The organism is Pseudomonas sp. PGPR40 (genome assembly GCF_022014505.1).
Lineage (GTDB): Bacteria > Pseudomonadota > Gammaproteobacteria > Pseudomonadales > Pseudomonadaceae > Aquipseudomonas.
Genome location: NZ_JAKLSP010000007.1, coordinates 167,711 through 192,898, shown reverse-complemented (window position 1 = coordinate 192,898; position 25,188 = coordinate 167,711). Strand labels below are relative to the sequence as shown.

Annotated in this window: 22 protein-coding genes and 1 pseudogene; 6 read left to right on the top strand and 17 right to left on the bottom strand. The window is 58.5% G+C overall.

The window, feature by feature from the left end:
* From MEB48_RS08920 to MEB48_RS08900, 5 genes and pseudogenes are all read left to right on the top strand, one after another.
* A pseudogene (locus MEB48_RS08920) lies at window positions 1-407 on the top strand (S-type pyocin domain-containing protein); the annotation flags it as partial.
* A 7-nt stretch (window positions 408-414) separates the two neighbouring features.
* Window positions 415-699 carry a bacteriocin immunity protein gene (locus tag MEB48_RS08915; RefSeq protein ID WP_237883769.1) on the top strand — a complete coding sequence of 95 codons (285 nt, stop codon included), beginning with the start codon at window positions 415-417 and terminating at the stop codon, window positions 697-699.
* A gap of 319 nt (window positions 700-1,018) precedes the next feature.
* On the top strand, window positions 1,019-1,915 hold the full coding sequence (locus tag MEB48_RS08910; protein ID WP_237883768.1) for a DMT family transporter: 897 nt from the start codon (window positions 1,019-1,021) through the stop codon (window positions 1,913-1,915).
* 541 nt (window positions 1,916-2,456) lie between these two features.
* Window positions 2,457-3,155 (top strand): lipid II-degrading bacteriocin, encoded by a 699-nt coding sequence (locus MEB48_RS08905; RefSeq protein ID WP_237883766.1) that lies wholly within the window; start codon window positions 2,457-2,459, stop codon window positions 3,153-3,155.
* Between the two features lie 52 nt (window positions 3,156-3,207).
* Window positions 3,208-3,651, top strand: a complete 444-nt coding sequence (locus MEB48_RS08900) for a hypothetical protein (protein ID WP_237883764.1) — start codon at window positions 3,208-3,210, stop codon at window positions 3,649-3,651.
* 168 nt (window positions 3,652-3,819) lie between these two features.
* Here MEB48_RS08900 and MEB48_RS08895 read toward each other — a convergent pair whose 3' ends face one another.
* Entirely contained in the window at window positions 3,820-4,719 is a 900-nt protein-coding gene (locus MEB48_RS08895) for a LysR family transcriptional regulator (protein ID WP_237883762.1), read from the bottom strand.
* 152 nt (window positions 4,720-4,871) lie between these two features.
* Between MEB48_RS08895 and MEB48_RS08890 the strand changes: the two genes are divergently transcribed.
* Window positions 4,872-6,119, top strand: a complete 1,248-nt coding sequence (locus tag MEB48_RS08890) for an MFS transporter (protein WP_442969075.1) — start codon at window positions 4,872-4,874, stop codon at window positions 6,117-6,119.
* Here the strand turns inward: MEB48_RS08890 and gspM are convergent.
* From gspM to gltB, 16 genes are all read right to left on the bottom strand, one after another.
* The gene (gspM, locus tag MEB48_RS08885) at window positions 6,112-6,543 is read right to left on the bottom strand and encodes a type II secretion system protein GspM (RefSeq protein ID WP_237883758.1); all 432 of its coding nucleotides are present in this window, start codon (window positions 6,541-6,543) and stop codon (window positions 6,112-6,114) included. The genes MEB48_RS08890 and gspM overlap by 8 nt on opposite strands.
* A complete protein-coding gene (gspL, locus tag MEB48_RS08880) occupies window positions 6,540-7,643 on the bottom strand; it encodes a type II secretion system protein GspL (RefSeq protein ID WP_237883756.1) in 1,104 nt (367 codons plus the stop codon). The genes gspM and gspL overlap by 4 nt, the downstream gene beginning before the upstream one ends.
* Window positions 7,640-8,491, bottom strand: a complete 852-nt coding sequence (locus tag MEB48_RS08875; protein ID WP_237883754.1) for a type II secretion system protein GspK — start codon at window positions 8,489-8,491, stop codon at window positions 7,640-7,642. The genes gspL and MEB48_RS08875 overlap by 4 nt, the downstream gene beginning before the upstream one ends.
* Entirely contained in the window at window positions 8,488-9,030 is a 543-nt protein-coding gene (locus tag MEB48_RS08870) for a type II secretion system protein GspJ (protein ID WP_237883753.1), read from the bottom strand. The genes MEB48_RS08875 and MEB48_RS08870 overlap by 4 nt, the downstream gene beginning before the upstream one ends.
* A complete protein-coding gene (gspI, locus tag MEB48_RS08865) occupies window positions 9,023-9,406 on the bottom strand; it encodes a type II secretion system minor pseudopilin GspI (RefSeq protein ID WP_237883751.1) in 384 nt (127 codons plus the stop codon). Before gspI ends, MEB48_RS08870 begins: the two co-directional genes overlap by 8 nt.
* The gene (gene gspH, locus MEB48_RS08860; RefSeq protein ID WP_237883749.1) at window positions 9,399-9,866 is read right to left on the bottom strand and encodes a type II secretion system minor pseudopilin GspH; all 468 of its coding nucleotides are present in this window, start codon (window positions 9,864-9,866) and stop codon (window positions 9,399-9,401) included. The genes gspI and gspH overlap by 8 nt, the downstream gene beginning before the upstream one ends.
* A gap of 3 nt (window positions 9,867-9,869) precedes the next feature.
* On the bottom strand, window positions 9,870-10,325 hold the full coding sequence (gspG, locus tag MEB48_RS08855; protein WP_237883747.1) for a type II secretion system major pseudopilin GspG: 456 nt from the start codon (window positions 10,323-10,325) through the stop codon (window positions 9,870-9,872).
* Window positions 10,326-10,327: 2 nt separating this feature from the next.
* On the bottom strand, window positions 10,328-11,536 hold the full coding sequence (gene gspF, locus MEB48_RS08850) for a type II secretion system inner membrane protein GspF (RefSeq protein ID WP_237883745.1): 1,209 nt from the start codon (window positions 11,534-11,536) through the stop codon (window positions 10,328-10,330).
* 3 nt (window positions 11,537-11,539) lie between these two features.
* Window positions 11,540-13,021, bottom strand: a complete 1,482-nt coding sequence (gene gspE, locus MEB48_RS08845) for a type II secretion system ATPase GspE (RefSeq protein ID WP_237883743.1) — start codon at window positions 13,019-13,021, stop codon at window positions 11,540-11,542.
* Entirely contained in the window at window positions 13,018-14,946 is a 1,929-nt protein-coding gene (gene gspD, locus MEB48_RS08840; protein WP_237883742.1) for a type II secretion system secretin GspD, read from the bottom strand. Before gspD ends, gspE begins: the two co-directional genes overlap by 4 nt.
* Window positions 14,947-14,953: 7 nt before the next feature.
* Window positions 14,954-15,403 carry a hypothetical protein gene (locus tag MEB48_RS08835; RefSeq protein ID WP_330932700.1) on the bottom strand — a complete coding sequence of 150 codons (450 nt, stop codon included), beginning with the start codon at window positions 15,401-15,403 and terminating at the stop codon, window positions 14,954-14,956.
* Window positions 15,404-15,459: 56 nt separating this feature from the next.
* Window positions 15,460-16,002: a cytochrome b gene (locus MEB48_RS08830; protein ID WP_237883740.1), complete on the bottom strand. Its 543-nt coding sequence runs from the start codon at window positions 16,000-16,002 to the stop codon at window positions 15,460-15,462.
* Between the two features lie 77 nt (window positions 16,003-16,079).
* Window positions 16,080-17,546, bottom strand: coding sequence for an N-acetylglucosamine-binding protein GbpA (gbpA, locus tag MEB48_RS08825; protein ID WP_237883738.1), 1,467 nt, complete (start codon window positions 17,544-17,546; stop codon window positions 16,080-16,082).
* 291 nt (window positions 17,547-17,837) lie between these two features.
* Window positions 17,838-18,905 carry a uroporphyrinogen decarboxylase gene (hemE, locus tag MEB48_RS08820; protein ID WP_237883736.1) on the bottom strand — a complete coding sequence of 356 codons (1,068 nt, stop codon included), beginning with the start codon at window positions 18,903-18,905 and terminating at the stop codon, window positions 17,838-17,840.
* Window positions 18,906-19,156: 251 nt separating this feature from the next.
* Complete coding sequence (locus MEB48_RS08815; protein WP_192346761.1) at window positions 19,157-20,575, bottom strand: FAD-dependent oxidoreductase; 1,419 nt, start codon at window positions 20,573-20,575, stop codon at window positions 19,157-19,159.
* A 32-nt stretch (window positions 20,576-20,607) separates the two neighbouring features.
* Window positions 20,608-25,053: a glutamate synthase large subunit gene (gene gltB, locus MEB48_RS08810; protein ID WP_237883734.1), complete on the bottom strand. Its 4,446-nt coding sequence runs from the start codon at window positions 25,051-25,053 to the stop codon at window positions 20,608-20,610.
* Between the last annotated feature and the right edge of the window lie 135 nt (window positions 25,054-25,188).

Genomic DNA, 25,188 nt, shown 5'->3' with positions numbered 1-25,188 from the left:
ATATCGTGCTCAATGCCCGGTTTGAACCCGGCGGGGTGACGGGGGTGGGCGAGGATGTGTCGGGGGTTTGGCTCATCGGCGCAAGGTCAGGAATGGGCGCGCCTATTCCTACAGAAGTGGCTGATGCACTGAGAGGACGTAGTTTCAAAAGTTTCGATAAATTCAGATCAGCACTTTGGGAAGCAATTTCAAAGTCGACGGTTGCTGATCAGTTCATCAAACAGAATGTAAGCCGTATGCGCACGGGTAGGGCTCCACGGGCAAGAAAAGCCGACAGGGTCGGGGGGAGGTTGTCTTATGAGCTGCACCACCTCGACAAAGTATCGAACGGTGGTGACGTGTATAACGTTGACAACCTGCGGGTAAACACCCCAAAAAACCACATTGATATTCACCGGAGCGAATAGGCTAGCCATGGCAGACACACTCCTGAAAAACAGCTTCTCGGAGTACACCGAAACCGAGTTTATCGAGTTGCTAAAAGAACTCGCCAAGGAAGATGCAGAAGCCGAAACAGATGATCGTGCCGATCTGCTTCTGCTGCACTTCGAGAAAATCAGCGAGCACCCGGATGGGTCAGACTTGATCTACTACCCGCAAGACGGTGCAGATAACTCCCCTGAAGGCATCACACGGACTGTAAAGGAATGGCGTTCAACTCAGGGCCTGCCAGGTTTCAGAACTGATCCTGAAAACTGAAGCAGTACCCATGAGCAAACGACGTCGCCGACCTGGTTCGATATCGGGGTGACCATTAAAAAGATCGCAGCCTTCGACAATTCCAGATTCGATGTAAGCCGCAATATCGCGGTCGAACACAATCCTGGGTAAGAGCTGCCGAAGGCTGCGATCTTTTGCTTTCAACCAGCGCGGGCTGTGGTGACGCCTCGCCCCTTCATCCTCCGATAAGCAGGAGCTTTTATGGAGTCAATGCAACGCAAAATCCAGTCCCATAAATGACAGGACTACCAGCCATGCCCAGCGTACAAAATCGTGTTGCGTCCAGGATGACGACTTGATGGATACAAGACCCAGCGTAAAAACTGCTCTGGCGGCGATTTTTGTAATTATTTGCTGGGCCTATTCCCCCATTGGAATCCATATTGGGCTAAAGGCTTACGAGCCCGGTCATCTCGCGTTGATGCGATTTCTCATTGCCTCAACCTTCATGGCCGGGGTCGCCTTGGTGATGCGTATTTCACTGCCCCGTCTTAAAGACCTGCCGCTGCTGGCCGTGCTGGGATTCCTTGCCGTCAGCCTGCATCACATAGCCCTCAACTATGGCCAACAAGGCGTTAGCGCCGGGGCCGCCAGCGTACTGGCACAATCCACACCGCTGTTCAGCACGTTATTGGCGCATTTCGCGTTCAAGGATCGGGTCAACGGTTGGCAGTGGATCTGTGTGCTGTGCGGCCTGGTCGGTGCCGCTGTGGTAGTCACCGGGGACCGTGGGTTTGGTGAGCTGGACGCGCACGGGTTACTCATCCTGCTGGCGGCGTTGTCCTGGAGTCTGTATTTCGCCTTGCAAAAACACCATTCCCATCGTTATGACGGGCTGACGATGGTGTGTTACACCATCTGGTCCGGCACGGTATTGCTCCTTGTGTATGTTCCGGGCCTGTGGAACGAAGTGCAAAATGCCTCAACTTCGGTCAACTTGGCGGTGCTCATTCTGGGCATTTTCCCCAGCGCCCTTGCGTACCTCGCCTGGGCATACGTACTGGCGCACAGCAACGTGAGCCGCGCTTCCATTTCGCTTTACCTGATACCGCCCACAGCCATGTTGATGGCCTCATTGGTTCTGAGTGAACGCCCTTCAGCCATGGTCATCGTCGGAACTGTCATTGTGCTGACAAGCGTACTCGCCCTCAATCTGGAACCATCGAAAGTCGCGGTTCCTGCCGACAAAGTTTGAACAGAGATTGACGCAGAAAATTCGTCCGCACCGCGGCCCAACTACTGGAAAGCTTCGCATTTAGAGAGGGTGCTTACAGCGAGCTGGCGCGTGTGTTGGTGACTTCATTGCGCGATGGTTGCGATTTGATGGACATCATTGGTCGACGATTGCAGGTGCAGGTTTTTGCCTGGACAAGAAAAACGGACGATCTTGCTTGGGTCGTCTGTTTTTTGATCAGTGATCTGGAGGCCAATGCAGCATCCCGTATCGCCGGATCATTCCGTAACTTGTGTAATACATTTCCGAGTGTGTATTTACCCCATTGAGCGCTTTTCTGAACCATGGTTAATTATTGATGAGTCTGAATAAAAGCTCAGAAACTTTCTTTCATAAACCTTACTAGATCAAAGCCGACAAGGATGTAGGTAATGACACAAATGGAATTAACTTACCCGCTACAAACGTTACTGGAACCTGGAAAGGTTCGACGGGAGGATACTGGTCTACAGACGGTATCATCATTGATGGCACTTACGTTCTCCCTCCTCCTCAACCCGAGGTGCTTACTGAAGAAAACAAACCCTACAACATCGACATGATAAAGCGTCAGACAGGGCTTGATGACTTCACCTTCAACTTGCGAATCCTGGATAAAGCTTTAAATACAAACGATGCTTACGGAGCAATCAAAGATATTTGGCGCATCGTAGAAAGTGATCGTGGCTGGGTAGACCCGCACTGGAGAATCAACGATGACTTATTCAAAAACAAAGTCGTAAATTTTAGCTTGGCTGACGCCCTTAGCCCAGTCAAGGCACTTGGGCATTACCTATGGGGAAACGGGCAAACACTTGAAGTCGATATAAATACCATCGGTCTTAACATCATAGAGCATAAGTTACCGCTATTAAGACAGGCTATTGAAAACACTAAATCGCCTGGCGCGTATCATCTGGTTGACCCGCGCATTGAATACAATACATTTGACGACAGCGTTGCAACAGGAGCCTATCTGGGCCGCATTACTTTGAACATGGCGGGTGATTTCACACGGAGTCATGATGGGGCCTGGCGATTCATTGGAACGATAAAGGCATATCATGACAGATACGATTTCAACGCAAGCAATAGACCTCGCGCATTAGAAGAGTTAACTACCGCTGGCCGGGCACTGCCGGGGAAAAGTTACGAGATAGATATTTCAGGTGAGCATAAAATACATCTAGTTGGAATGGGGTATAAACCCCAGCCATTCTAACTACTACCTAAGCAGTCAGATCGCATCTGACTGCATTTATCAGGAAGGCGCCATGATTACAATAAACACTAGATTTCCAATACTGTATTTCACGACGCCATTTACTTCTTCACTCACGAGTTACTACATCGTAACTTCAAATTACCGAAGCGGCATCTACCCCGCCACGCAAGACTCGATCGCCATTCCACTCATCGCTACAATTGGAATGCTGGTGATACTTCCAATATCCTCACTGATCCAGCTGCCACTCTACAAACGCTTAAAGCATGAAAAACCAGCGGGCATACTTTCGATTACACTGGCACTATTTGCAACGACACTTTCATCGGCATTGCTTATTGAAAGAGTTCATTACTGGCTTGCCCCAAGCCACTTAACCATCTCCGCACTTTACTTCATCACACTCTCGTTTTATGCAATTCACCAGGTCAAACTTTACAAAAGGCTCATCTCGCGGACAAAAAACTCAAACGGGGCAATGCCAGTCAGTTAAACACGGAACTCTGTAGGTGCGAGTTTGCTCGCGAAGCGGTATGTCAGGCGACATCAATGTTGACTGTAGCCGTCTTCGCGGGCAAGCCCGCTCCTACAGGGTGCATTTAACTGACTGGCATCGCTCAAACGGGGGCTTTTGATTTGATAGAGCATCATCCAAATATCCTTATACGACGGACTCAACCTTGCGCGTCAACAACTCCACAAACGCCTTGGCCATCGGCGACTTCTGATCCTTGCGCTGCACCAGCCATACCGCCGACACCGCTTCCGGATCCAGCAACGGGCGATAGACCACACCATCAATGCGCATCCGCTGATACGACGCCGGCAACACCGACACCCCCAAACCCGCCGCCACCAGCCCAATGATGGTCATCGCCTCGCCAGCCTCTTGCGCAAAGTGCGGGCTGAAGCCGGCATCGCGCGCCAGGCTGAGCAACTGTGCATACAGACCGCTGCCATAGCTGCGTGGGAAAAATACGAAGGGTTCGAGGGCCAGCGCAGAGAGGAATAATCCGTCTTCGCTGCCGCTCACCAGCGGATGCTTGGAGCTGAGCACCGCCACCAAGGGCTCGCGCATCAGTTCCACCACGCTGAGCGAGTCCGGCAAGCCCAGCGGCCGCATGATGCCGACTTCGATTGATTCGTCCACCAATGCATCGGCCACTTGGGTGCTGCTCATTTCCCGCAGGTGCAGGTGCACCGCCGGGAAACGCTGGCGAAACGAAAAGATTGCCTGGGGAATGGTCGAGTTGAACGGTGCCGATGAGGTGAAGCCGATCTTCAACTCACCCAGTTCACCGAGTTGTGCCCGCCGTGCCACGTCCGCCGCTTTGTCGACCTGAGCCAGCACTAAGCGCGCCTCTTCCAGAAACAACCGCCCCGCCTCGCTGAGTTCGACCCGACGATTGGTCCGTTCGAATAACCGGGCGCCGACCTCCTGCTCCAGCGCCTGAATCTGCTGGCTCAGCGGCGGTTGCGAGATGCCTAGCATCTGGGCGGCGCGGCCGAAATGCAGTTCTTCGGCGACGGCGATGAAGTAGCGTAAGTGGCGCAGTTCCATGAAAACTCCATTGGGTCGCTAAACCTATCAAACAGGTCGAACAATATATTGGATAGAAACATTAGCCAGCTATATGATTTTTTCATTGCCTGACCGGCTGCGCCCTCCCGAGGTCTGAAGTGAAAACTGCTGTCGCCCCACTCGCCCATGAAATTCCACCCACTGCGCTGGAAGATGTCGTCGTCGGGAAAAGTGAGATCTACATCGAAAAAGGCACGCCGATGTTCATGCGCACGGTGCTGGCGCTGTTCTCGGGCGGCTTCGCAACTTTCGCGCTGCTCTACTGCGTGCAGCCGATGATGCCGCTGTTGTCCCGCGAGTTTTCCATCAACGCGGCCCAAAGCAGTCTGATCCTGTCGGTTGCCACCGGCATGCTCGCCATCGGCTTGCTAATCACTGGCCCCATCTCTGATCGCATCGGACGTAAACCGGTGATGGTCGCCGCGCTGTTCGCCGCCGCACTCTGCACCATGGCCAGCGCAATGATCCCGAGCTGGCAGGGCGTGCTGGTCATGCGGGCGCTGGTGGGGCTGTCATTGAGCGGTCTGGCGGCGGTCGCGATGACTTACTTGAGCGAAGAAATCCATCCGCAACACCTTGGCTTGGCCATGGGGTTATACATCGGTGGCAATGCCATCGGCGGTATGTGTGGACGGTTGATCGTCGGGGTATTGATCGACTTCGTCAGCTGGCACACGGCGATGCTGGTCATCGGTGGTCTGGCGCTGATTGCCGCAGCGGTGTTCTGGAAAATCCTTCCGGAATCGCGCAACTTCCGCGCCCGCTCGCTGCATCCGCGCAGCTTGCTGGACGGCTTTACCATGCACTTTCGCGATGCCGGTCTACCACTGCTGTTCCTCGAGGCGTTCGTGTTGATGGGCGCGTTCGTCACGCTGTTCAACTACATTGGTTATCGCTTGCTGGCCGAGCCATACCACATGGATCAGGCCTTCGTCGGGCTGCTCTCGGTGGTGTACCTGTCGGGCATCTACAGCTCGGCGAAAATCGGCGCCCTGGCCGACCAACTTGGCCGACGCAAAGTGCTCTGGGCAACCATTGTGCTGATGATTGCCGGCCTCGCCCTGACCATGCTCACACCACTGCCGGTAGTGATCATCGGCATGCTGATCTTTACCTTCGGCTTCTTCGGGGCGCATTCAGTGGCCAGTAGTTGGATTGGACGCAGGGCGATCAAGGCCAGAGGACAGGCATCGTCGCTGTACCTGTTCAGCTATTACGCCGGGTCGAGTATCGCGGGTACGGCGGGTGGCGTGGCCTGGCACTTGGGTGGCTGGAACGGGATCGGGTTGTTTATCGGCGCGTTGCTGGTGGTGGCGCTGTTGATTGCGTTGAAACTGGCTCGTCTTCCATTGCTGCCGGGTAGCGGCTCAACTACCTGAGCACCACTCGCGCCTCAAGGACCACATCGCGCTTTTCCAATGTCAGCGATTGCAGTGCGGCGCCCTCGCGCTCAGCGTGGTCGAGCCATTGCAGCAGCGCCTTTGCATCGCCGCTGAGGGTCAGGCGCAAGAGGTCGTTATCGGCTTCCATCTGATGCAATTCGAGCCCCGCCGCGGTGGTGCTTTCGCTGACTCGCAGAGACAAGGGCTGGTCCGCGACAGTGCGCGCGATGCGTTGGGGTTGTGCGCGTTGCAGCTGTGCAGTCAGGGCCAATTGCTGCTGATACTCGCGCTCGACGGTTTCCAGGCGTTGGCGTGTCGGCTGCCAGATCAGGCTGAACGCTACGACGGCAAGTAAAAAAGCGCCCATGGCCAGCAACAAACGTTGTTCGCGAATGGACAGGCGTTGCCATGCGGTTTTCATGTGTTGTCCTCCACAGCCAGCGTTGCCTGCACGCGGTTGCGTTCTTTGCTTGCGTTGTCGAGCCTGAGCGCCACACCTTGCTGTCGCCCGCGCTCACGCAATTGCTCAAGCTCGGCGAAACTGTTGGCGGTCAGCTGAATTTTCCAACCGTCGCCGGCGCGATATTCAATGCGGCGCACTTCGACAGAACTCGCGCCGATGACCTGTTCGATCAGATTCACCAGAGCGGCGATGCGCGTGTTTTCTGGTTCAGCGGTTTGCCTTTGCAGCACTTTGAGCTGTGTCGCCAGATCGACGATGCGGCTCTGGTCAGGGTAAAGCGCCTTGAATCGCTGCTCGTTCTGGCTGTACAGCCAGCGTGTTTCACTCTCGAGAAAATGCACGCGCGTAGCGCTGGCGCCCCACGTCAGCAGGGCCAGCATCAGCAAAGCCGCTGCGCCGAAATGCCAGGGCAGGCGTTTGCTGCGCGGGGCGAATTCACCTTGCAACAGGTTGATGGCCGGCGAGGGACGCAGTGTCAGGGAGTCGACATTGACCGCATCCTGGCGCTCATCGATCCATTGAGTGTCCACGGGCAAGGTTGATCCGAGCAGCGTCAACCCGTCATTCGACATTGCCATGCGGGCCGGCATTGCGCCGCCCAACAACCATCGACCGAACCATCGGACAGCCATCGGCTGAGACCCGGCCAACACATCGGCATCGACATACGTTGAACGGACCTCAATGCCCGATTCGGCCAGCCGCGCGAGCACCGCGGTCAAGCGTTCGCGAGCCACCACCATCACCGGATAGCGGCCCTCCCGATCGCGAGCACCAATGCTCAGGTGCAGTTTTTCCAGCGGTTCGCTCAGTTGATCTTCCACGGCAAATGCGATGGCTTGCGCGCCGGGATGGCGCCTGGAAGGCCACGGATCACTGCGCACCCAACTGCACAATTCCATGGGTAACAGCAAATCAACCGCCTGCCCATTCAGTGCCTGAGCCGCTTGGCTCAATGGCATGAACTGTCGTTGTCCGGTTGAGGACCAGATGCAGCAAGGCCAATCGGTCGATGCTGTGTCCAGACCCTCGGCGGTCAGGTAAAGCCAGTGGTTCATCGCGGCATCTCGGGGGCACTCGAAGGAAGCAGACGTCGTTGCACAAGGGTGAATTGATGGGTGTCGGGATCACGTTGGACATCAGTGGCCAGCCGCAGACGGCTGCGCCCCTGGATGACCTGCACGGTGATTCGGAACCAGCGGCTGCTGGTGCCCAGGCCGTGACCGCTCAGGCCTGAGCCGGACAGCAGCGGATCCTGAGTGAAGGCCTGAACGCTGGTCCATGGCGCGGTCGAACGCTGCTGGACCAGCGTGTCGGCCATCGTCGCCTCCACGCCATCAAGCATCCTCAGTACCAGCGTCGGCGCGGTGTTGATGTTCAGCGCGGCGTCTGCAGGCAGCAGTGCGACCCACGGTTCCAGTTGACGCAACACCTGGCCGTCAACGCCCGGCAGCAAGCGCAACTGGCTCAGTTCTTGTAATGCACCGACCTGACTCAGCTCCAGCGGCGCAAGATCAAGCACGCCAAGCAAGCGTTCCCAACGGTTGCGGGTGACCTGATCGATCTGCCCCTGACCCAACATCAAATTAAGGTTGAACCGTCCGGCGAGGTCTTCGATATCGACGCGCAGTTGCACATCTTCAATGTCCAAGTCAGGTGTGGCCCGTGCCCATTCCTGAGTCAGGTCGACGGTTTTCTGCGTGCCCTGCGCGGCTTCCTGCAAGCGCAACAGCGCCCAGGTTTCCCCGGCAACCGCGAGTTGGCGCAAGTGGACGTGCTGCAACGCTTGCCCGCTGCTTTGCAGCGACAGGCGATGGCTGCGCAGCAAACCGCTGGTGATCAGCAGTGCCAGGCTCATGACCAGCAACACACTGATCAGTGCGATGCCGCGTTGACGCCCGTTCATGGCAACGCGCCCGGCAACAGCAACACTCGTCGAATCTCTTGGAAACGGCCCACCGACACTTGCAGTTCCACGGCCTTGGGCGCCTTCACATCACGACCGGACGGCCAATCGCTGCGCCAGCCGGACTGTGCGTCGAACAGTCGCCAGCTCACGTCCCGGACCTCGGTCAGTAGCTTTTGCCGCTGCACAGTCTGAGAGCCTTCACCCTGGCTTTCACGCCATAGTGCGCCGTTGTCGAGTCGATACGTCAGTGTCTGGCGTTCGCTGCGAGGTTGATCCAGTGGATTGCGCCAGTGGCTGCGCTGCAATTGCAGTACCCCTTGTTGAAGCACGACAGGCTGTTCAGTGACGTGAAGCAGATCCCGCTCGATCACCGCCACTGCCCGTTGCAGGCCTCTGAACGCTCGTTCGTGCGCCGTTGTGCTCTGCTGTACACGTATCACGCCATCAAACAGCCCCCAACTGGCCAGGCCCAGCAAAGCAAATATCGCCAGGGCAATCACTAATTCCAGCAGGGTGAACCCGGCCTGTTTAATCATGACGATCAGGTATCCAGCCACTGGCGCGGTGGAGGGTTTGTTCGCGACCGGAAAGGCTCACATCAATCTCGACTTGCAGCAGGCGCGGTTCGGTCGAAGCGCTGATGTGCTGACGCAACAACCAATCGCGACGATCCATCTGCATGACTCGCTGTTGCTGGCCTACGGTCAACGCGGGTTGCAAGCGCAGTTCATTCAGAAGGTTGTCTGCCAGCCACGCAGCAAAGAGTCGCTCTTCGACCGCACCGGTCTGCTTCACCACGTATTGGCTCGCGGACATCACCGCCGCCGCCAGCGTCGAGAAGACCGCCAGGGCCACCATGATTTCCAGCAAAGTGAAGCCGCGCATGCGTGACACCGACGCTCCCTTAGTCATCGATCAGCACCTCGCCGAGGCCGTCGCTCGACAGGCTCAGCGACGTCCGGCCAGCGGTCGCGAACGTCAGCGTGAAGGGGCTGGTTTCGTCACTGCTGAACATCAGCAACTGCGGCGCTCCTTCGTCAGCCCCCAGGATCAAGGCATCCCCGTCCTGCTCAAGCCGCAGCTGCAGGTTATCGGGCCATATGTGCAGCGCCGCCATCGGCTCCCAGCCGTAAGCGGTGAGCCGCATCGCGCGATAGCCGCTGTTATTCAGCCGTATGCCGTACTCCTCGCCGTCGAGCACCGCCCGCTCACGCAAATGTTGAATCACACTGATGAAACCATGCGCTTCGAGCCGAGCCTGGCGCGCCGGGTTCGGGCCGGTGGCGAAGCTGACCATGCCCAGCAACACGCCAATCAGGACGATCACAATCATCAACTCAAGCAAGGTAAACCCCTGGCACCGTCGCCGCATGAGTCAGTCGCTCCAGTTGCCGATATCGGCCGCATGCCCTTCGCCTCCTATTGCGCCATCGGAGCCCAGGGAATACAGGTCATAGCTGCCATCAAGCGCTTGCACGCCAGGATTGAGGAATTGATAAGGCGTGCCCCACGGGTCAACGGGCAGGCTTTTCAAATAACCCTGAGGGTTCCAGTGTCTCGCCGCAGGCATGCCCGACGGCCGCTTGCTCAACGCTTCCAGCCCTTGCTGCGTCGAGGGGTAATGGAAGTTATCGAGGCGGTATATTTCCAGGGCGGTGGTAATGGCCTGGATGTCTATTTTGGCGGCGGTGACTTTGGCCTGATCGGGCCGGCTCATGAATTGCGGCACCACGATGGCCCCCAATACGCCGATGATGACCACCACCACCATGATTTCGATCAGGGTAAAACCGCGTTGGGCGGCAGGTTTGCTGCTGCATAGGGATTGCATGATCAATTCACCAATTGGTTGAGGCTGAGAATCGGTAGAAGGATGGCCATCACGATCAGCAACACGACGCCGCCCATCAGCACCAGCACGGCCGGTTCGAAAAGGCTCACGACCAGAGCGATGCGCGCCGCCAGGCTGTTTTCCTGTTGTTCGGCCGCTCGCACCAGCATGCGATCGAGTTCGCCAGCACGTTCGCCGCTGGCGATCATGTGCAGCATCATCGGCGGGATGTCGCCGCTGAGCTCCAGGCCACGGGTCAGCGTTCCACCTTCGCGGACCGAGCGGGCGACGTCGACCATGCGCGCACGAATAGTCAGGTTGCCAATGACGGCGGCAGCGATTTCCAGCGCGTCCACCAGGGGCACCGCACTTTTGCCGAGAATAGCCAGGGTGCTGGCAAATCGTGCCGCTTCCATCGCCCGTAATACCTCGCCCGCTACCGGTATGTTCAACGCCAGTCGATGCCAGCGCAGGCGCCAGAGCGGTTGGCGCAGACTCCAGCGCCACAGGCCGATCAGCGCTGCCACCACGCCCGCCAATGGCAGGAAGTGGCTACGCAGCCCATCGCTCAAACCGATCAGCGCTCGGGTCAGCCAGGGCAATGGCTGGCCGCTGTCGACGAAGATTTTCACTACGTCCGGCACCACATACCCCAGCAGAAACCCGACGATCGCCACGCTGGCCAACATCAGGATCAGCGGGTACACCAGGGCCATCTGGATTTTCTGCCGCGATGACTGACGGGCCTGGGTGTAAGCCGCCAGTTGCTCCAGCACATGCCCCAGATGCCCGGATCGTTCGCCGGCGGCAACGGTGGCACGAAACAATTCAGGGAAGGCTTTGGGAAACAGACCCAGCGCCGTTGACAGGGCATGCCCCTCCATCACACGGCTCCTGACGGCCGACAACAGACCGGCAACCTTTCGCCTGGCACTCTGTTTCGCCACTGCGTCGAGGGCTTCCTCAAGGGGCAAGCCGGCCTGAACGAGGGTGGACAATTGCAGCGTCAGTAGCGCCAGGTCGGCGGCGCTCAAGCGTCCGCTACGAGGCCGCGTCCCGGCGTCGCCTCCGGTCCTGACTTCGTTCAATTCGCGCGGCCATAAACTCCGCTCACGCAGGAGTTGCCGGGCATGACGCGGGCCATCGGCTTCCAGCCGTCCCTTGCAACGTCGGCCCCGGGCATCGTCCGCACGGTAATCAAATGTCGGCATGCGCTAGTCCTCCTGTGTCACGCGCAGCAACTCATCAAGGCTGGTCATGCCGTCCAGCACCCGTTGCCGACCATCCTGAAACAGACTGCGCGACAGCTTGCGTGCCTCTTCGATCAACGCCTGTTCGCCGACACCTTGATGAATCAGCGTCGATATGGCCGGTGTCACGCTGATCAGTTCGTAGATGCCGATGCGTCCGCGATAACCGTGTTGACAGTGTTCGCAGCCCACGGCCTTAAACAGTTGGTGCACCGTCGCAGGATCGAGCCCGAGGCGCTGACACGTCGCGGCATCGGCGCTATACGCCACCTTGCAATGGGGGCACAACGTGCGCAGTAATCGTTGGGCCAGAATGCCCACCAGCGACGACGCCAACAGGTAGGCATCGACCCCCATATCCACCAGCCGCGTCACGGCGCCCACCGCGCTGTTGGTGTGCAACGTCGAGAGCACCAGATGCCCGGTCAGCGATGCCTGAACGGCGATTTCCGCCGTCTCGCGATCACGGATCTCACCGACCATCACCACGTCCGGGTCCTGACGCAGGATCGCCCGCAGACCCCGGGCAAACGTCATGTCGACTTTCGGGTTGACCGGCATCTGACCGACACCCGGCAGGTGATATTCGATGGGATCTTCGACGGTGAGAATGTTGCGCGTGTGGTCATTCAGGCTGCTCAGGGCAGCGTAGAGGCTGGTGGTTTTGCCGGAGCCGGTGGGGCCAGTCACCAGCAGAATGCCGTGAGGTTTGCCGAGCAATTGGCGCAGCGACGCAAGGGTTTCATCCGGCATGCCCAGTCGCTGTAACTCAAGGCGTCCGGCCTGCTTGTCGAGCAGCCGCAGCACCACCCGTTCACCGTGCGCCGAGGGCAATGTCGAAACCCGTACATCGACTTCATGGCCGGCCAGTCGCAGGGCCATTCGCCCGTCCTGAGGGACACGTTTTTCGGCGATGTCCAGACGCGCCATGACCTTGATGCGCGACACCAGCAAGGTCGCCAGTTCGCGCCGGGGCCGGAGCATTTCTCGCAGTTGCCCGTCGACTCGCATGCGCACCGACAAATACTGTTCGAACGTTTCCAGGTGCACGTCCGAGGCGTGCTCGCGCACCGCTTCGCTGAGTAATGCATTGATCAGCCGGATGATCGGCGCGTCACCCTGTTGCTCCAGCAGGTCGGCAGTTTGCGGCACCTGATCCACCAGACTCAGCAGGTCCAGTTCTTCGTCCAGTCCTTGGGCAACCTGCTGCGCCGCGCTCTGACCTTCACGGTAAGCGGCGGCCAGACGCGCGGCGAATTCAGCCGGTTGCAGAATCCGCATCGGCAGGTCCCGACCGCACACCCGGCGCGCTTCGGACAATGCCGTGAGCGACGTATCAGCACGCAGCGAAAGGTTGAAATCGGCGCCTTCGCGCTCCAACAGCACGCCGAAACGCCGGGCGAAACCGAAGGGCAACAACTCGGGAATTTCGCTCGGTCGGCTCATGGCGTTACCGGCGTTCGGTTACGTAAATCGAACACCGGCGCAGTAGGCTGCGAATCGAACAATTGGCGCGCCTCCGCAGGCAAAAGCAGCGAATTGTTGCCTCGCGCGCCAGGCTTGCTCAACTCGCGCAGCGCGTCGTAACGCTGCTGGCTCACGTCGGCCAGGTCTTCTTTGCTGCGGACAATGGTGGGCCGCAAAAAGACCATCAGATTGCTTTTGGTTTGCGTATCCCGGGTCCAGCGAAACAGCGCACCCAGATAAGGAATGTCGCGCAGCAGCGGTACGCCGCTTTGCTGAGTACGGACGCTGTCGCGGATCAGGCCGCCGATCACAATGATCTCGCCATCATCCGCGAGGATGGTGCTCTTGAGCGCACGTTTGTTGGTGATCAGGTCCGAGGAATCAATACCCGACACAGAGGGTGCGATGTCCGAAACCTCCTGTTCGACCTCCAGGCGTAACGTCGAACCTTCATTGATATAGGGCTTGATCTTCAGGCTGATACCCACGTCTTTGCGCTCGACGGTGGTAAACGGATTGTCCGCGCCATTGCTGTTGGTGGCGTAGGAGCCAGTCTTGAACGGGACGTTCTGGCCAACGATGATTTCTGCTTCCTGATTATCCAGGGTCAGCAGGCTTGGCGTGGACAGCAGATTGCTTCGCGTATTGCTCGCCAATGCCGAAATCAACGCGCCGAAGCGGTCACTGCCCAGTTGCAGCACCGCGCCTTCCGGCGCTGATTTTTTCTCGTCGAAGGTCAGCCCGCCAATGATCGGAATGTCGGTGCCGGGAAAGTTGATGAAGCCTTTCGCGTCGCCGCTGCTGACGCCCCACTGCCCACCCACGGCTTGGGCAATGTCTCCGGAGATTTCGACAATGGCGGCGTGGATCAGCACCTGGGCCCGAGGCTGGTCCAATTGGCGCACGATGTTTTCGATGGTGCGGATTTGCGCCGGTTCGGCGATCAACACCAGCGCATTTTGGCTCTCGTCGGCCTTGATCATGAACGTGGTGTTGGCCGACGTGTCCTTGGCGCCGCTGGGGGCGGCAGCCTGTTTTCTGCCTTGGCCCATCGCTTCCAGTACTTCAGCCATTTGCTTGGCATCGCTATGACGCAGGCGAATCACCCGGGCATTGTCGAGGGAGGCGGTACCGGGTGTATCGAGGCTGCGTGCGAGGTCGACCAGACGTTGGCGCACCGACGGTGGACCAATGAGGATCAGTCGGTTGGTTCTGGCGTCGGCCAAGACTTGAATCACCGTATCGGCGGTGCGTTTGCCCAGGGAGGACTCAATCACGGATGCCACATCCGCGGCCTGCGCGTGTTGCATCTGCACCACGGCATGCCGATTGTTCTGGCCTGCGTCCAGTTGCCGAATGACCTCAGAGATACGGTTTACATTGGCAGCGGTATCGGTCACGACCAGTGCATTGGCCGACACCGATGGGCCGACATAACCGTTGACCGATACCAATGGCCGCACCAGCCCGGCAAGGTCGGACGCGCTGCTGGTGTTCAGCTCGATGACCTGAGTGATGAATTGCGACGCCGTGGCGTTTTTTGCAGCGCCCTGACCGGCACGGGTTTTGGCTTCGGCGACTGGGGTAATGAAGATGCGCTCGCCCTCGTCGATCACGGTGAAATTGTGCGCATCCAGCACCGAGTAAAACAACCGGCGAACACCCTCACGGTCGAGGGCCTGATGGGACATGACCGTGACACGCCCGGTGACTCTGGGATCGAGCACGACCGTGGTGCCGAGAATAGTGGAAATTTCTTCGACAATGTCACGCAGTTCCGCGTTGTTCATCGCCAGTTGCCATTTCTCTTCCTCGCTGCGCAACGCGTCATGAAAGAACACTGTCGCGAAAGCAGCAAGAAAAAGCAGGGGGCGCAACATAGGTGCGCGGATGGAGCCGTTCATAGGTAGATCACTCTGACTGCCCAGGGAGCGAGCGTAGGAAATGCGCAGACTTCGCCGGTGTCGGCGCCTCGGCTGATGCGCCGAAGGGACGCAGAAAACGCGATACGGGCATTTGCAGCGTCAACACCTCTTCTCGCCCCTTGTTCCACAACACCGCTTGATTCGCCTCGACGCGGCGCAGCACGCTGCCGCCCGGCAACGGATCGCCGACCTGGTATATCCGCGAGCCTTGAGTGCCTGCCAGTAACGCTCTGGACAGTCCGGTGCCGACGACAAAACTGGCGTGCAAAGTCAGCGGCTCGGCGCTGGGCAGCAACGTGGTGTCAGCCACCAGACCGAGCACCGTTGCGACCGCTGTTGTATCGAGAGGCTCACGGGGCGGGGCTGCCGTGTCCGTCGCGGCGAATGACAATGGCGCAGCAAGGCTTTTGCGAAAAACCGACTCTTGCCACGACAAAAAACCTCCGTAGCCGGCGCAAATCGCCAACAGGAAGAGCTTGTAAAAGCGCGAGTTCACTTGAGTCGTTCACTTCGAACAAGGCTGCACAAGGACATTCGCCGCAGAACGCGGTGGCCGCAGGCCTCGTGGACAATCACCGCGCCGACATGCATCACGATCAGCAGCAAAAGGACCAGGGATGAGCCGAAGTGAATCGTGACAAATCGGGAGATGAGCGCAGGATCAGCCAGTGGCTGCGCAATCTCGAACACCCCGAAGACATCAATCGGGCGATCCATCATCAACACACCGGTCACCAGCACGACTGTCACGGCGACGTAAATCAGCGTGTGGACGAACAGTGCGAGCTTTTCCATCAATGACAACGTGCTCACGCTAATGGAGCGGGCGTGAACCCCAAAAATAAACAGACGCCAGGCGAAAAACGGAATGAACACCGTCGTCAGCGAGACGTTCATGAAGGCGACCCACTCACTCACGCGAACAGGCACTTCGACACAGGCCACATAAAATCCCGACGCCAGCGTCCAGATGATCACAGCCGCCGATAACCAGTGCAGCCAGACACGCTGTCTGGAGTACCCCATAACGGACATTCTTTCACTCGACTTTCAAACAGCAAATGAGCTTCAGGCGATCCGTTACAGATCGCCTGGAGTGTCACAGGGAGGACTTAAAGCTTGTTCCAGGCCATGTGCCAATGTTCACCGTTGCCAGGCTCGAAACCATTGGCGGTCGGGCTGTATTGCTTGCAGTAACCGGACGCGGGGAATGGCTTGCACTCGTAGACTTCGTTGGTCTTCGGTTGCAGCACTTTGGTGCCGGCGGTGTATTCGCTCAGACCTTCAGGGAATACGAAGTCGTATTCGATACCGATACCTTCACCGGTCATATTGGTGGGCTGAGTGTCCTGGCGCGTGGTACGGCCATCCAGCGTGGTACCCACCAGTGTCATGGTGTGCTTACCGGGATTGCTGCGAACGTCGATGGCCAGCCATGTCGAGCCGCTGTCCACCTGGGCCGCTGTCGAGCCAACCGGTTTGTTGTGCTCGTCGAACAAGGTCGCTTCGACGTTCATCTTGCGGTTGGAGAGCATGCTGAACTCGACCTTGGCCCGGCCTTTTTCCAGCACGTATTCGGGTTGCTGGGAAGCGAGGGACATGCGAGCTGCAGCGTCCTCTTGCATAGCAAGCTGTACTTCGTAACGCACGACCCCACTTTCTTTTTGAGCGTACAGGGTGTTGTTGCCCCGTACCGGTTCAATGGCGCCGCTTTCATCACGAATGCCCGCACGGATCAGCGTGTGAGTCTTGTTGATTTTCTCTGCCAGCTTGAATGCCCAGTTGTTTGGCAAACCGTCTTCGGCGGTATCGATGGAGATATCAACGCTGTATTCCGCGCTCTCGCCGTTAGCGGTGAATGCACGAGCCTTGACCTTGTCACCGACCAGCAATTGAGTCGACGCAGCGATGCCGCCGACAGACGACCAGCCACCAGGCAACTCCGCTTCCGCGATGATGTTCACATCGGTGGCATTGTAAAAGGCCGCGTCGGTGTCGCCGACCGTCCAGATCGCCAGAATCACATGCTGGCCAGACTTGTCGGCCGGGATGTTGCAGTTGTGTTTGTCGCTGTTGGATGGCTTTTGATTACCGCCATCGATGGTGCAGAACGGCGTACTTTCGAAGGTGGCGCGTTTCAGCGCTTCGTTCGGATTCCAGCCGTTGCGAGAGATGAAATACTCATGCTTGGTCGCAGGGTGAACAGCGGTATAACGCCATTGGAAATCGATGTTGCGATCCTTGATTTCCGTCAAATGCCAACGGGTGGCGGACTGCGCATCCATAGCGGAGAACAACGGGATACCGCCACTCGCGATCTTGCCGTCGATCGGTCCCTGAAGAGGAGCGCCGCCATTACCGGCCGGAAAACCCTTGAAGGTTTCGCCAACACTTTGTGGTTCATATTGCGCGCCGCCACAGTTGGTATTCGTGCCTTGCTGGCAAAGCAGCGCACGCGAGGGAGGCACTTCCAGATACCCGTGTGCGGAAACACTCTGAGACGCCAACATTGCCGATAACAGGATCATCGAGGAAGTACATGCGGTTAACGCACCTCCCTTATAAAAGGTATTTTTCATGATATGTATTCCAGACTGCTTATCGAAATTAGGGCGCATTTGCTGGCGCCGATGTTCGTAATCTCGTTCGGCGGTACACCGAACGAAGGTCTGGAACCTTACCGGGATGAAGCACAGTTCTATGTAGGACAAGTCATCACTGACCTGAGGATTAATCTCTGTTTTCACTTATCTGACAAAGAGAGAAAACATTCTTACAGGCAGTAATCTTTAAACGGACGAAATTTCAACAAGAACAAAAAAGCCTGCCCGAATTCACGCCGGGCAGGCTTTTGATTATTGCAGTCTGCGTTACTCGTGATACTGCGCCGACAGCTCATGCACCGCACGCAGGAACGCACCCGCATGCTCTGGATCAACTTCAGGCGTAATGCCATGGCCGAGGTTGAACACATGGCCGCTGCCCTTGCCGTAGCTGGCGAGAATACGACCGACTTCGGCACGGATGGCTTCCGGTTTGGCGTAGAGCACCGTCGGGTCCATGTTGCCCTGCAAGGCGACTTTGCTGCCCACGCGCTGGCGGGCCTCACCAATGTCACAGGTCCAGTCCAGGCCCAATGCGTCGGCGCCGGCGTCGGCAATGCTTTCCAGCCACAGGCCGCCGTTCTTGGTGAACAGGATGACCGGCACTTTGCGGCCTTCGTGTTCGCGGATCAGGCCGCTGACGATTTTGCGCATGTAGGCCAGGGAGAATTCCTGATAGGCCGCCGCCGAGAGGTTACCGCCCCAGGTATCGAAGATCTGCACCGCTTGCGCGCCAGCCATGATCTGGCCGTTGAGGTAGCTGGTGACCGACTGTGCGAGCTTGTCCAGCAGCAGATGCATGGCTTGCGGGTTGTCGTAGAGCATGGCCTTGGTTTTGCGGAAGTCTTTCGACGAGCCGCCTTCGACCATGTAGGTGGCCAGGGTCCATGGGCTGCCGGAGAAGCCGATCAGCGGCACGCGACCGTTCAGTTCGCGACGGATGGTGCTGACCGCGTCCATGACGTAGCCGAGGTCTTTGTGCGGATCAGGAATCGGCAGGGCTTCGATGTCGGCCAGAGTGCTGATGACTTTCTTGAAGCGCGGACCTTCACCGGTCTCGAAGTACAGGCCCTGGCCCATGGCATCGGGGATGGTCAGGATGTCGGAGAAAAGGATCGCCGCATCCAGTTGCGGATAGCGGTCGAGCGGCTGCATCGTGACTTCGCAAGCGAACGCCGGGTTCATGCACAGGCTCATGAAGTCACCGGCCTTGGCACGGCTGGCGCGGTATTCAGGCAGGTAGCGACCGGCCTGACGCATCATCCACACGGGGGTGACGTCTACGGGTTGCTTGAGCAGGGCGCGAAGGAAACGGTCGTTCTTCAGGGCAGTCATGTCGGCATCCGGAAAAAAAGTGCGGGCATTTTCTCAGAGCGCGACACAAAAGGCACGGCAAGAGCTTAGCCTTTTGTCTATCGGGTCAATTTGTCGCGGTGGAACACAGCTTTGGCAACACCACAAAACCAATGTGGGAGCGGGCTTGCTCGCGAAGGCGGTGAGTCAGTCGACATCAATATTGACTGTTACACCGCCTTCGCGAGCAAGCCCGCTCCCACATTTGATCGCATTCCAATGTTGGAATACGGTTAAACGCCCAGGTAATCCAGGATCCCTTCAGCCGCATTGCGGCCTTCGAAGATCGCCGTTACCACCAGGTCGGAACCGCGCACCATGTCGCCACCGGCGAAGATTTTCGGGTTGCTGGTCTGGTGCTTGTACTGACCTTGTTCCGGCGCCACGACGCGGCCCTGGCTGTCGGTCTGGATGCTGAACTGCTCGAACCACGACGCCGGGCTTGGACGGAAACCGAAGGCGATGACCACGGCGTCGGCCGGGATGATCTCTTCGGAACCCGGGATCGGCTCGGGGCTGCGACGGCCACGGGCGTCCGGCTCGCCGAGACGGGTCTCGACCACCTTCACGCCTTCGACACGATCTTCACCGACGATAGCGATCGGCTGACGGTTGTAGAGGAATTTCACGCCTTCTTCCTTGGCGTTCTTCACCTCTTTGCGCGAGCCCGGCATGTTCGCTTCGTCACGACGATAAGCACAGGTCACCGCCTTGGCGCCCTGACGAATCGAAGTACGGTTGCAGTCCATCGCCGTGTCGCCACCGCCCAGTACCACGACTTTCTTGCCTTTCATGTCGACGAAATCTTCTGGCGACTTTTCAAAGCCCAGGTTGCGGTTGACGTTGGCGATCAGGAAGTCCAGCGCGTCATGCACGCCCGGCAGATCTTCACCGGCAAAGCCGCCCTTCATGTAGGTGTAGGTGCCCATGCCCATGAACACCGCATCGTATTCTTCGAGCAGTTGCTCGATGGTTACGTCCTTGCCGATTTCGGTGTTCAGGCGGAACTCGATACCCATGCCAGTGAAGACTTCGCGACGATTGCTCAGCACGGTCTTTTCCAGCTTGAACTCGGGAATGCCGAAGGTCAGCAGCCCGCCGATTTCCGGGTTCTTGTCGAACACCACCGGGGTCACGCCGCCACGTACCAGAACGTCGGCACAGCCCAGGCCGGCAGGGCCCGCACCGATTACCGCGACACGCTTGCCGGTCGGTTTGACCTTGGACATGTCCGGGCGCCAGCCCATGGCGAACGCGGTATCGGTGATGTACTTCTCGACCGAACCAATGGTCACCGCACCAAAACCATCGTTAAGGGTGCAGGCACCCTCGCACAGACGGTCCTGAGGACAAACCCGGCCGCAGACTTCCGGCAGGGTGTTGGTCTGGTGCGACAGCTCGGCGGCCTGCAGGATGTTGCCCTCGGCCACCAATTTCAGCCAGTTGGGAATGAAGTTGTGCACCGGGCACTTCCATTCGCAATACGGGTTACCGCAACCCAGGCAGCGGTGGGCCTGGTCGGCCGACTGCTGGGGCTTGAACGGTTCGTAGATTTCCACGAACTCTTTCTTGCGTTGACGCAACAGTTTCTTCTTCGGATCCTTGCGCCCGACATCGATGAACTGGAAGTCGTTATTCAGACGTTCAGCCATTTTAAAACCTCATCAAACTCTTCAGGCGCATATCACTGCGGGTTGGCACGGGTGCTGGAAAGCAACGATTTCAGGTTGGCAGCCTTGGGCTTGACCAGCCAGAAACGACGCAGATAGTCATCGAGGTTTTCAGCGAGGTTACGACCCCACTCGCTGTCGGTTTCCTCGACGTATTCGTTCAGCACGCGTTGCAAGTGGCTGCGATAGGCTTCCATCGCCTCACCGCTGATCCGCTGGATTTCCACCAGTTCGTGGTTGACCCGGTCAACGAAGGAGTTGTCCTGATCGAGCACGTAGGCGAAACCGCCGGTCATGCCTGAGCCGAAGTTGTAACCGGTCTTGCCCAGGACGCAGACGAAACCACCGGTCATGTACTCGCAGCAGTGATCGCCAGTGCCTTCCACGACAGTGTGGGCACCAGAGTTACGCACGGCGAAACGCTCGCCCGCGGTACCGGCGGCGAACAGCTTGCCCCCGGTGGCGCCATACAGGCAGGTGTTGCCGATAATGGCGCTGTCCTGAGTCCGGTAGACGCTGCCCTTCGGCGGCACGATGACCAGCTTGCCACCTGTCATGCCCTTGCCGACGTAGTCGTTGGCGTCGCCTTCCAGATACATGTTCAGGCCACCGGCGTTCCACACACCAAAGCTCTGACCGGCAGTGCCTTTGAAGCGGAAGGTGATCGGCGCGTTGGCCATGCCCTGGTTGCCATGCTTGCGAGCGATTTCACCGGAGATCCGCGCGCCGATGGAACGGTCGCAGTTACAGATATCCAGGGCAAAATCAGCGCCGCTCATGTCGTTGATGGCCGAGGTGGCCAGGTCGACCATTTTCTCGGCCAGCAGGCCTTTGTCGAACGGCGGGTTGCGGTCGACCTGGCAGAACTGAGGCTTGTCTGCCGGGATGTGATCGCTGCCCAGCAATGGCGTCAGGTCCAGGTGTTGCTGCTTGGCGGTCTGGCCTTCGAGGATGTCCAGCAGATCGGTACGGCCGATCAGCTCTTCGAGGGAGCGCACGCCCAGCTTGGCCAGCCACTCACGGGTTTCTTCGCCGACGTAGGTGAAGAAATTCACCACCATGTCGACGGTACCGATGTAGTGATCCTTGCGCAGCTTCTCGTTCTGAGTCGCGACGCCGGTGGCGCAGTTGTTCAGGTGGCAAATACGCAGGTATTTGCAGCCCAGGGCGATCATTGGCGCGGTGCCGAAGCCGAAGCTTTCAGCGCCGAGGATCGCTGCCTTGATCACGTCGAGGCCGGTTTTCAGGCCGCCGTCAGTCTGTACACGAACCTTGCCGCGCAAGTCGTTGCCGCGAAGGGTCTGGTGGGTTTCGGCCAGGCCGAGTTCCCACGGAGCGCCCGCGTATTTGATCGAGGTCAGTGGCGATGCACCGGTACCGCCGTCGTAGCCGGAAATGGTGATCAAGTCCGCGTAGGCCTTCGCCACACCGGCAGCGATGGTGCCGACGCCTGCTTCTGCCACCAGCTTCACCGAGACCAGCGCCTTCGGGTTGACTTGTTTCAGGTCGAAAATCAACTGCGACAAGTCTTCGATCGAATAGATGTCGTGGTGCGGCGGAGGCGAAATCAGGGTCACGCCCGGCACCGCATAACGCAGCTTGGCGATCAGACCGTTGACCTTGCCGCCAGGCAGCTGACCACCTTCGCCCGGCTTGGCACCCTGAGCGACTTTGATCTGCAGCACTTCAGCGTTGACCAGGTATTCCGGGGTGACCCCGAAACGGCCAGTCGCGACCTGCTTGATTTTCGAGCTCTTGATGGTGCCGTAGCGCGCCGGGTCTTCGCCGCCTTCGCCGGAGTTGGAACGCGCGCCGAGGCGGTTCATGGCTTCGGCCAGGGCTTCGTGGGCTTCCGGCGACAAGGCGCCCAGGGAGATCCCGGCGGAGTCGAAGCGCTTGAGAACCGATTCCAGCGGTTCGACTTCGCTGATATCCAGCGGCTGCTCAAGGGTTTTGACCTTGAACATGTCGCGGATCATCGACACCGGACGGTTGTCCACCAGCGCCGTGTATTCCTTGAACTTGCTGTAGTCGCCCTGCTGCACAGCGGCTTGCAGGGTGCTCACCACGTCCGGGTTGTAGGCGTGATATTCGCCGCCGTGAACGAACTTCAGCAGGCCGCCTTGCTGGATCGGCTTGCGCGGGCTCCAGGCTTCGGCCGCCAGGGCTTTCTGCTCGGCTTCGATGTCGACGAAACGCGCGCCCTTGATGCGGCTTGGCACGCCACGGAAGCTCAGTTCGCAGACTTCTTCGGACAGACCGATGGCTTCGAACAGCTGCGCACCGCGGTACGAAGTGACGGTCGAGATGCCCATCTTCGAGAGGATCTTGAGCAGGCCTTTGGTAATGCCTTTGCGGTAGTTCTTGAACACCTCATAGAGGTCGCCCAGCACTTCGCCGGTGCGGATCAGGTCGCCCAGCACTTCATACGCCAGGAACGGATAGACCGCCGAAGCGCCGAAACCGATCAGTACGGCGAAGTGATGCGGGTCGCGAGCAGTGGCGGTTTCCACCAGGATATTGGAGTCGCAACGCAGGCCTTTTTCGGTCAGGCGGTGGTGCACCGCGCCGGTGGCGAGCGAAGCGTGGATCGGCAATTTTCCCGGGGCGATGTGACGGTCGCTCAGCACGATTTGGGTGCGACCGGCGCGAACGGCTTCTTCAGCCTGATCGGCAACGTTGCGGATCGCCGCTTCGAGGCCGACGCTTTCATCGTAGTTGAGGTCGATGATCTGGCGTTCGAAGCCCGGACGATCGAGGTTCATCAGCGAGCGCCACTTGGCCGGGGAAACGACCGGCGAGCTGAGGATCACGCGCGAGGCGTGTTCCGGCGACTCCTGGAAGATGTTGCGCTCGGCACCGAGGCAGACTTCCAGCGACATGACGATGGCTTCACGCAGCGGGTCGATCGGCGGGTTGGTGACCTGCGCGAACTGCTGACGGAAATAGTCGTACGGCGTGCGCACGCGCTGGGACAGCACGGCCATCGGCGTATCGTCGCCCATCGAGCCAACGGCTTCGTAGCCTTGCTCGCCGAGCGGACGCAGCACCTGGTCGCGTTCTTCGAACGTGACCTGGTACATCTTCATGTACTGCTTGAGCTGATCGACGTCGTAGAACGCCGAACCATGGTCGTTGTCTTCCATGGTCGCCTGGATGCGCAGGGCATTCTTGCGCAGCCATTGCTTGTACGGATGACGGGATTTCAAGCGGTTGTCGATGGCATCGGTGTCGAGGATCTGACCGGTTTCGGTGTCCACGGCAAAGATCTGGCCAGGTCCGACACGACCCTTGGCGATCACGTCTTCAGGCTGGTAGTTCCAGACACCGATTTCCGAGGCCAGGGTAATGAAGCCGTTCTTGGTGGTGACCCAACGTGCCGGACGCAGACCGTTACGATCGAGCAGGCACACCGCGTAGCGACCGTCGGTCATGACCACGCCGGCCGGGCCGTCCCACGGTTCCATGTGCATCGAGTTGTATTCGTAGAACGCCCGCAGATCCGGATCCATGGTTTCGACGTTCTGCCACGCAGGCGGAATGATCATCCGCACGCCACGGAACAGGTCGATGCCACCGGTGACCATCAGCTCGAGCATGTTGTCCATGCTGGAGGAGTCGGAACCGACGCGGTTGACCAGTGGGCCGAGCTCTTCCAGATCCATCAGATCGTTGGCGAACTTGGTGCGACGGGCCACTGCCCAGTTACGGTTGCCAGTGATGGTGTTGATCTCGCCATTGTGGGCGAGGAAGCGGAACGGCTGCGCCAGCGGCCATTTCGGCAGAGTGTTGGTCGAAAAGCGCTGGTGGAACACGCAGATCGAGGTTTGCAGGCGCTGGTCGCTCAGGTCTGGATAGAAGGCGGTCAGATCCGCCGGCATCATCAGGCCTTTATAAATGATGGTCTTGTGGGAAAAGCTGCAGATGTAGTGATCGACGTCGGCGGCGTTGGCCACAGACGAACGACGACGGGCGCTGAACAGCTTGATCGCCATGTCCTGATCGCTCAGGCCTTCACCACCGATGAACACTTGTTCGATCTGCGGCAGGCGCTCGAGGGCCAGACGGCCGAGGACACTGGTATCGATCGGCACTTTACGCCAGCCGATAAGTTGCAAGCCTTCGGCCAGGATCTCGCGGTTCATGTTCTCGCGAGCGGCTTCGGCCTTGACCGGATCCTGGTTGAAGAAAACCATGCCCACGGCGTATTGCTTGGGCATTTCGACGCCGAAGGTTTCCTGGGCGATGGCCCGCAGGAATACATCCGGCTTTTGAATCAGCAGACCGCAACCGTCACCGGTCTTGCCGTCGGCGTTGATCCCACCGCGGTGGGTCATGCAGGTCAGGGCCTCAATGGCCGTTTGCAAAAGGGTATGACTGGGCTCGCCCTGCATATGGGCTATCAGGCCGAAACCGCAGTTATCCTTGAATTCATCTGGTTGGTACAGACCTGCTTTCATAGACACTTTCTCACCAGGCTGCCTCTTGTCGAGGCAAATTTCTTTTCAATTCAACCAGTTACCATCCACACCGAACGTACGCCAGCTTTGCGGGGGCAAAAGGGAGGTCATTGTACACACCGACACAAAGGCTCA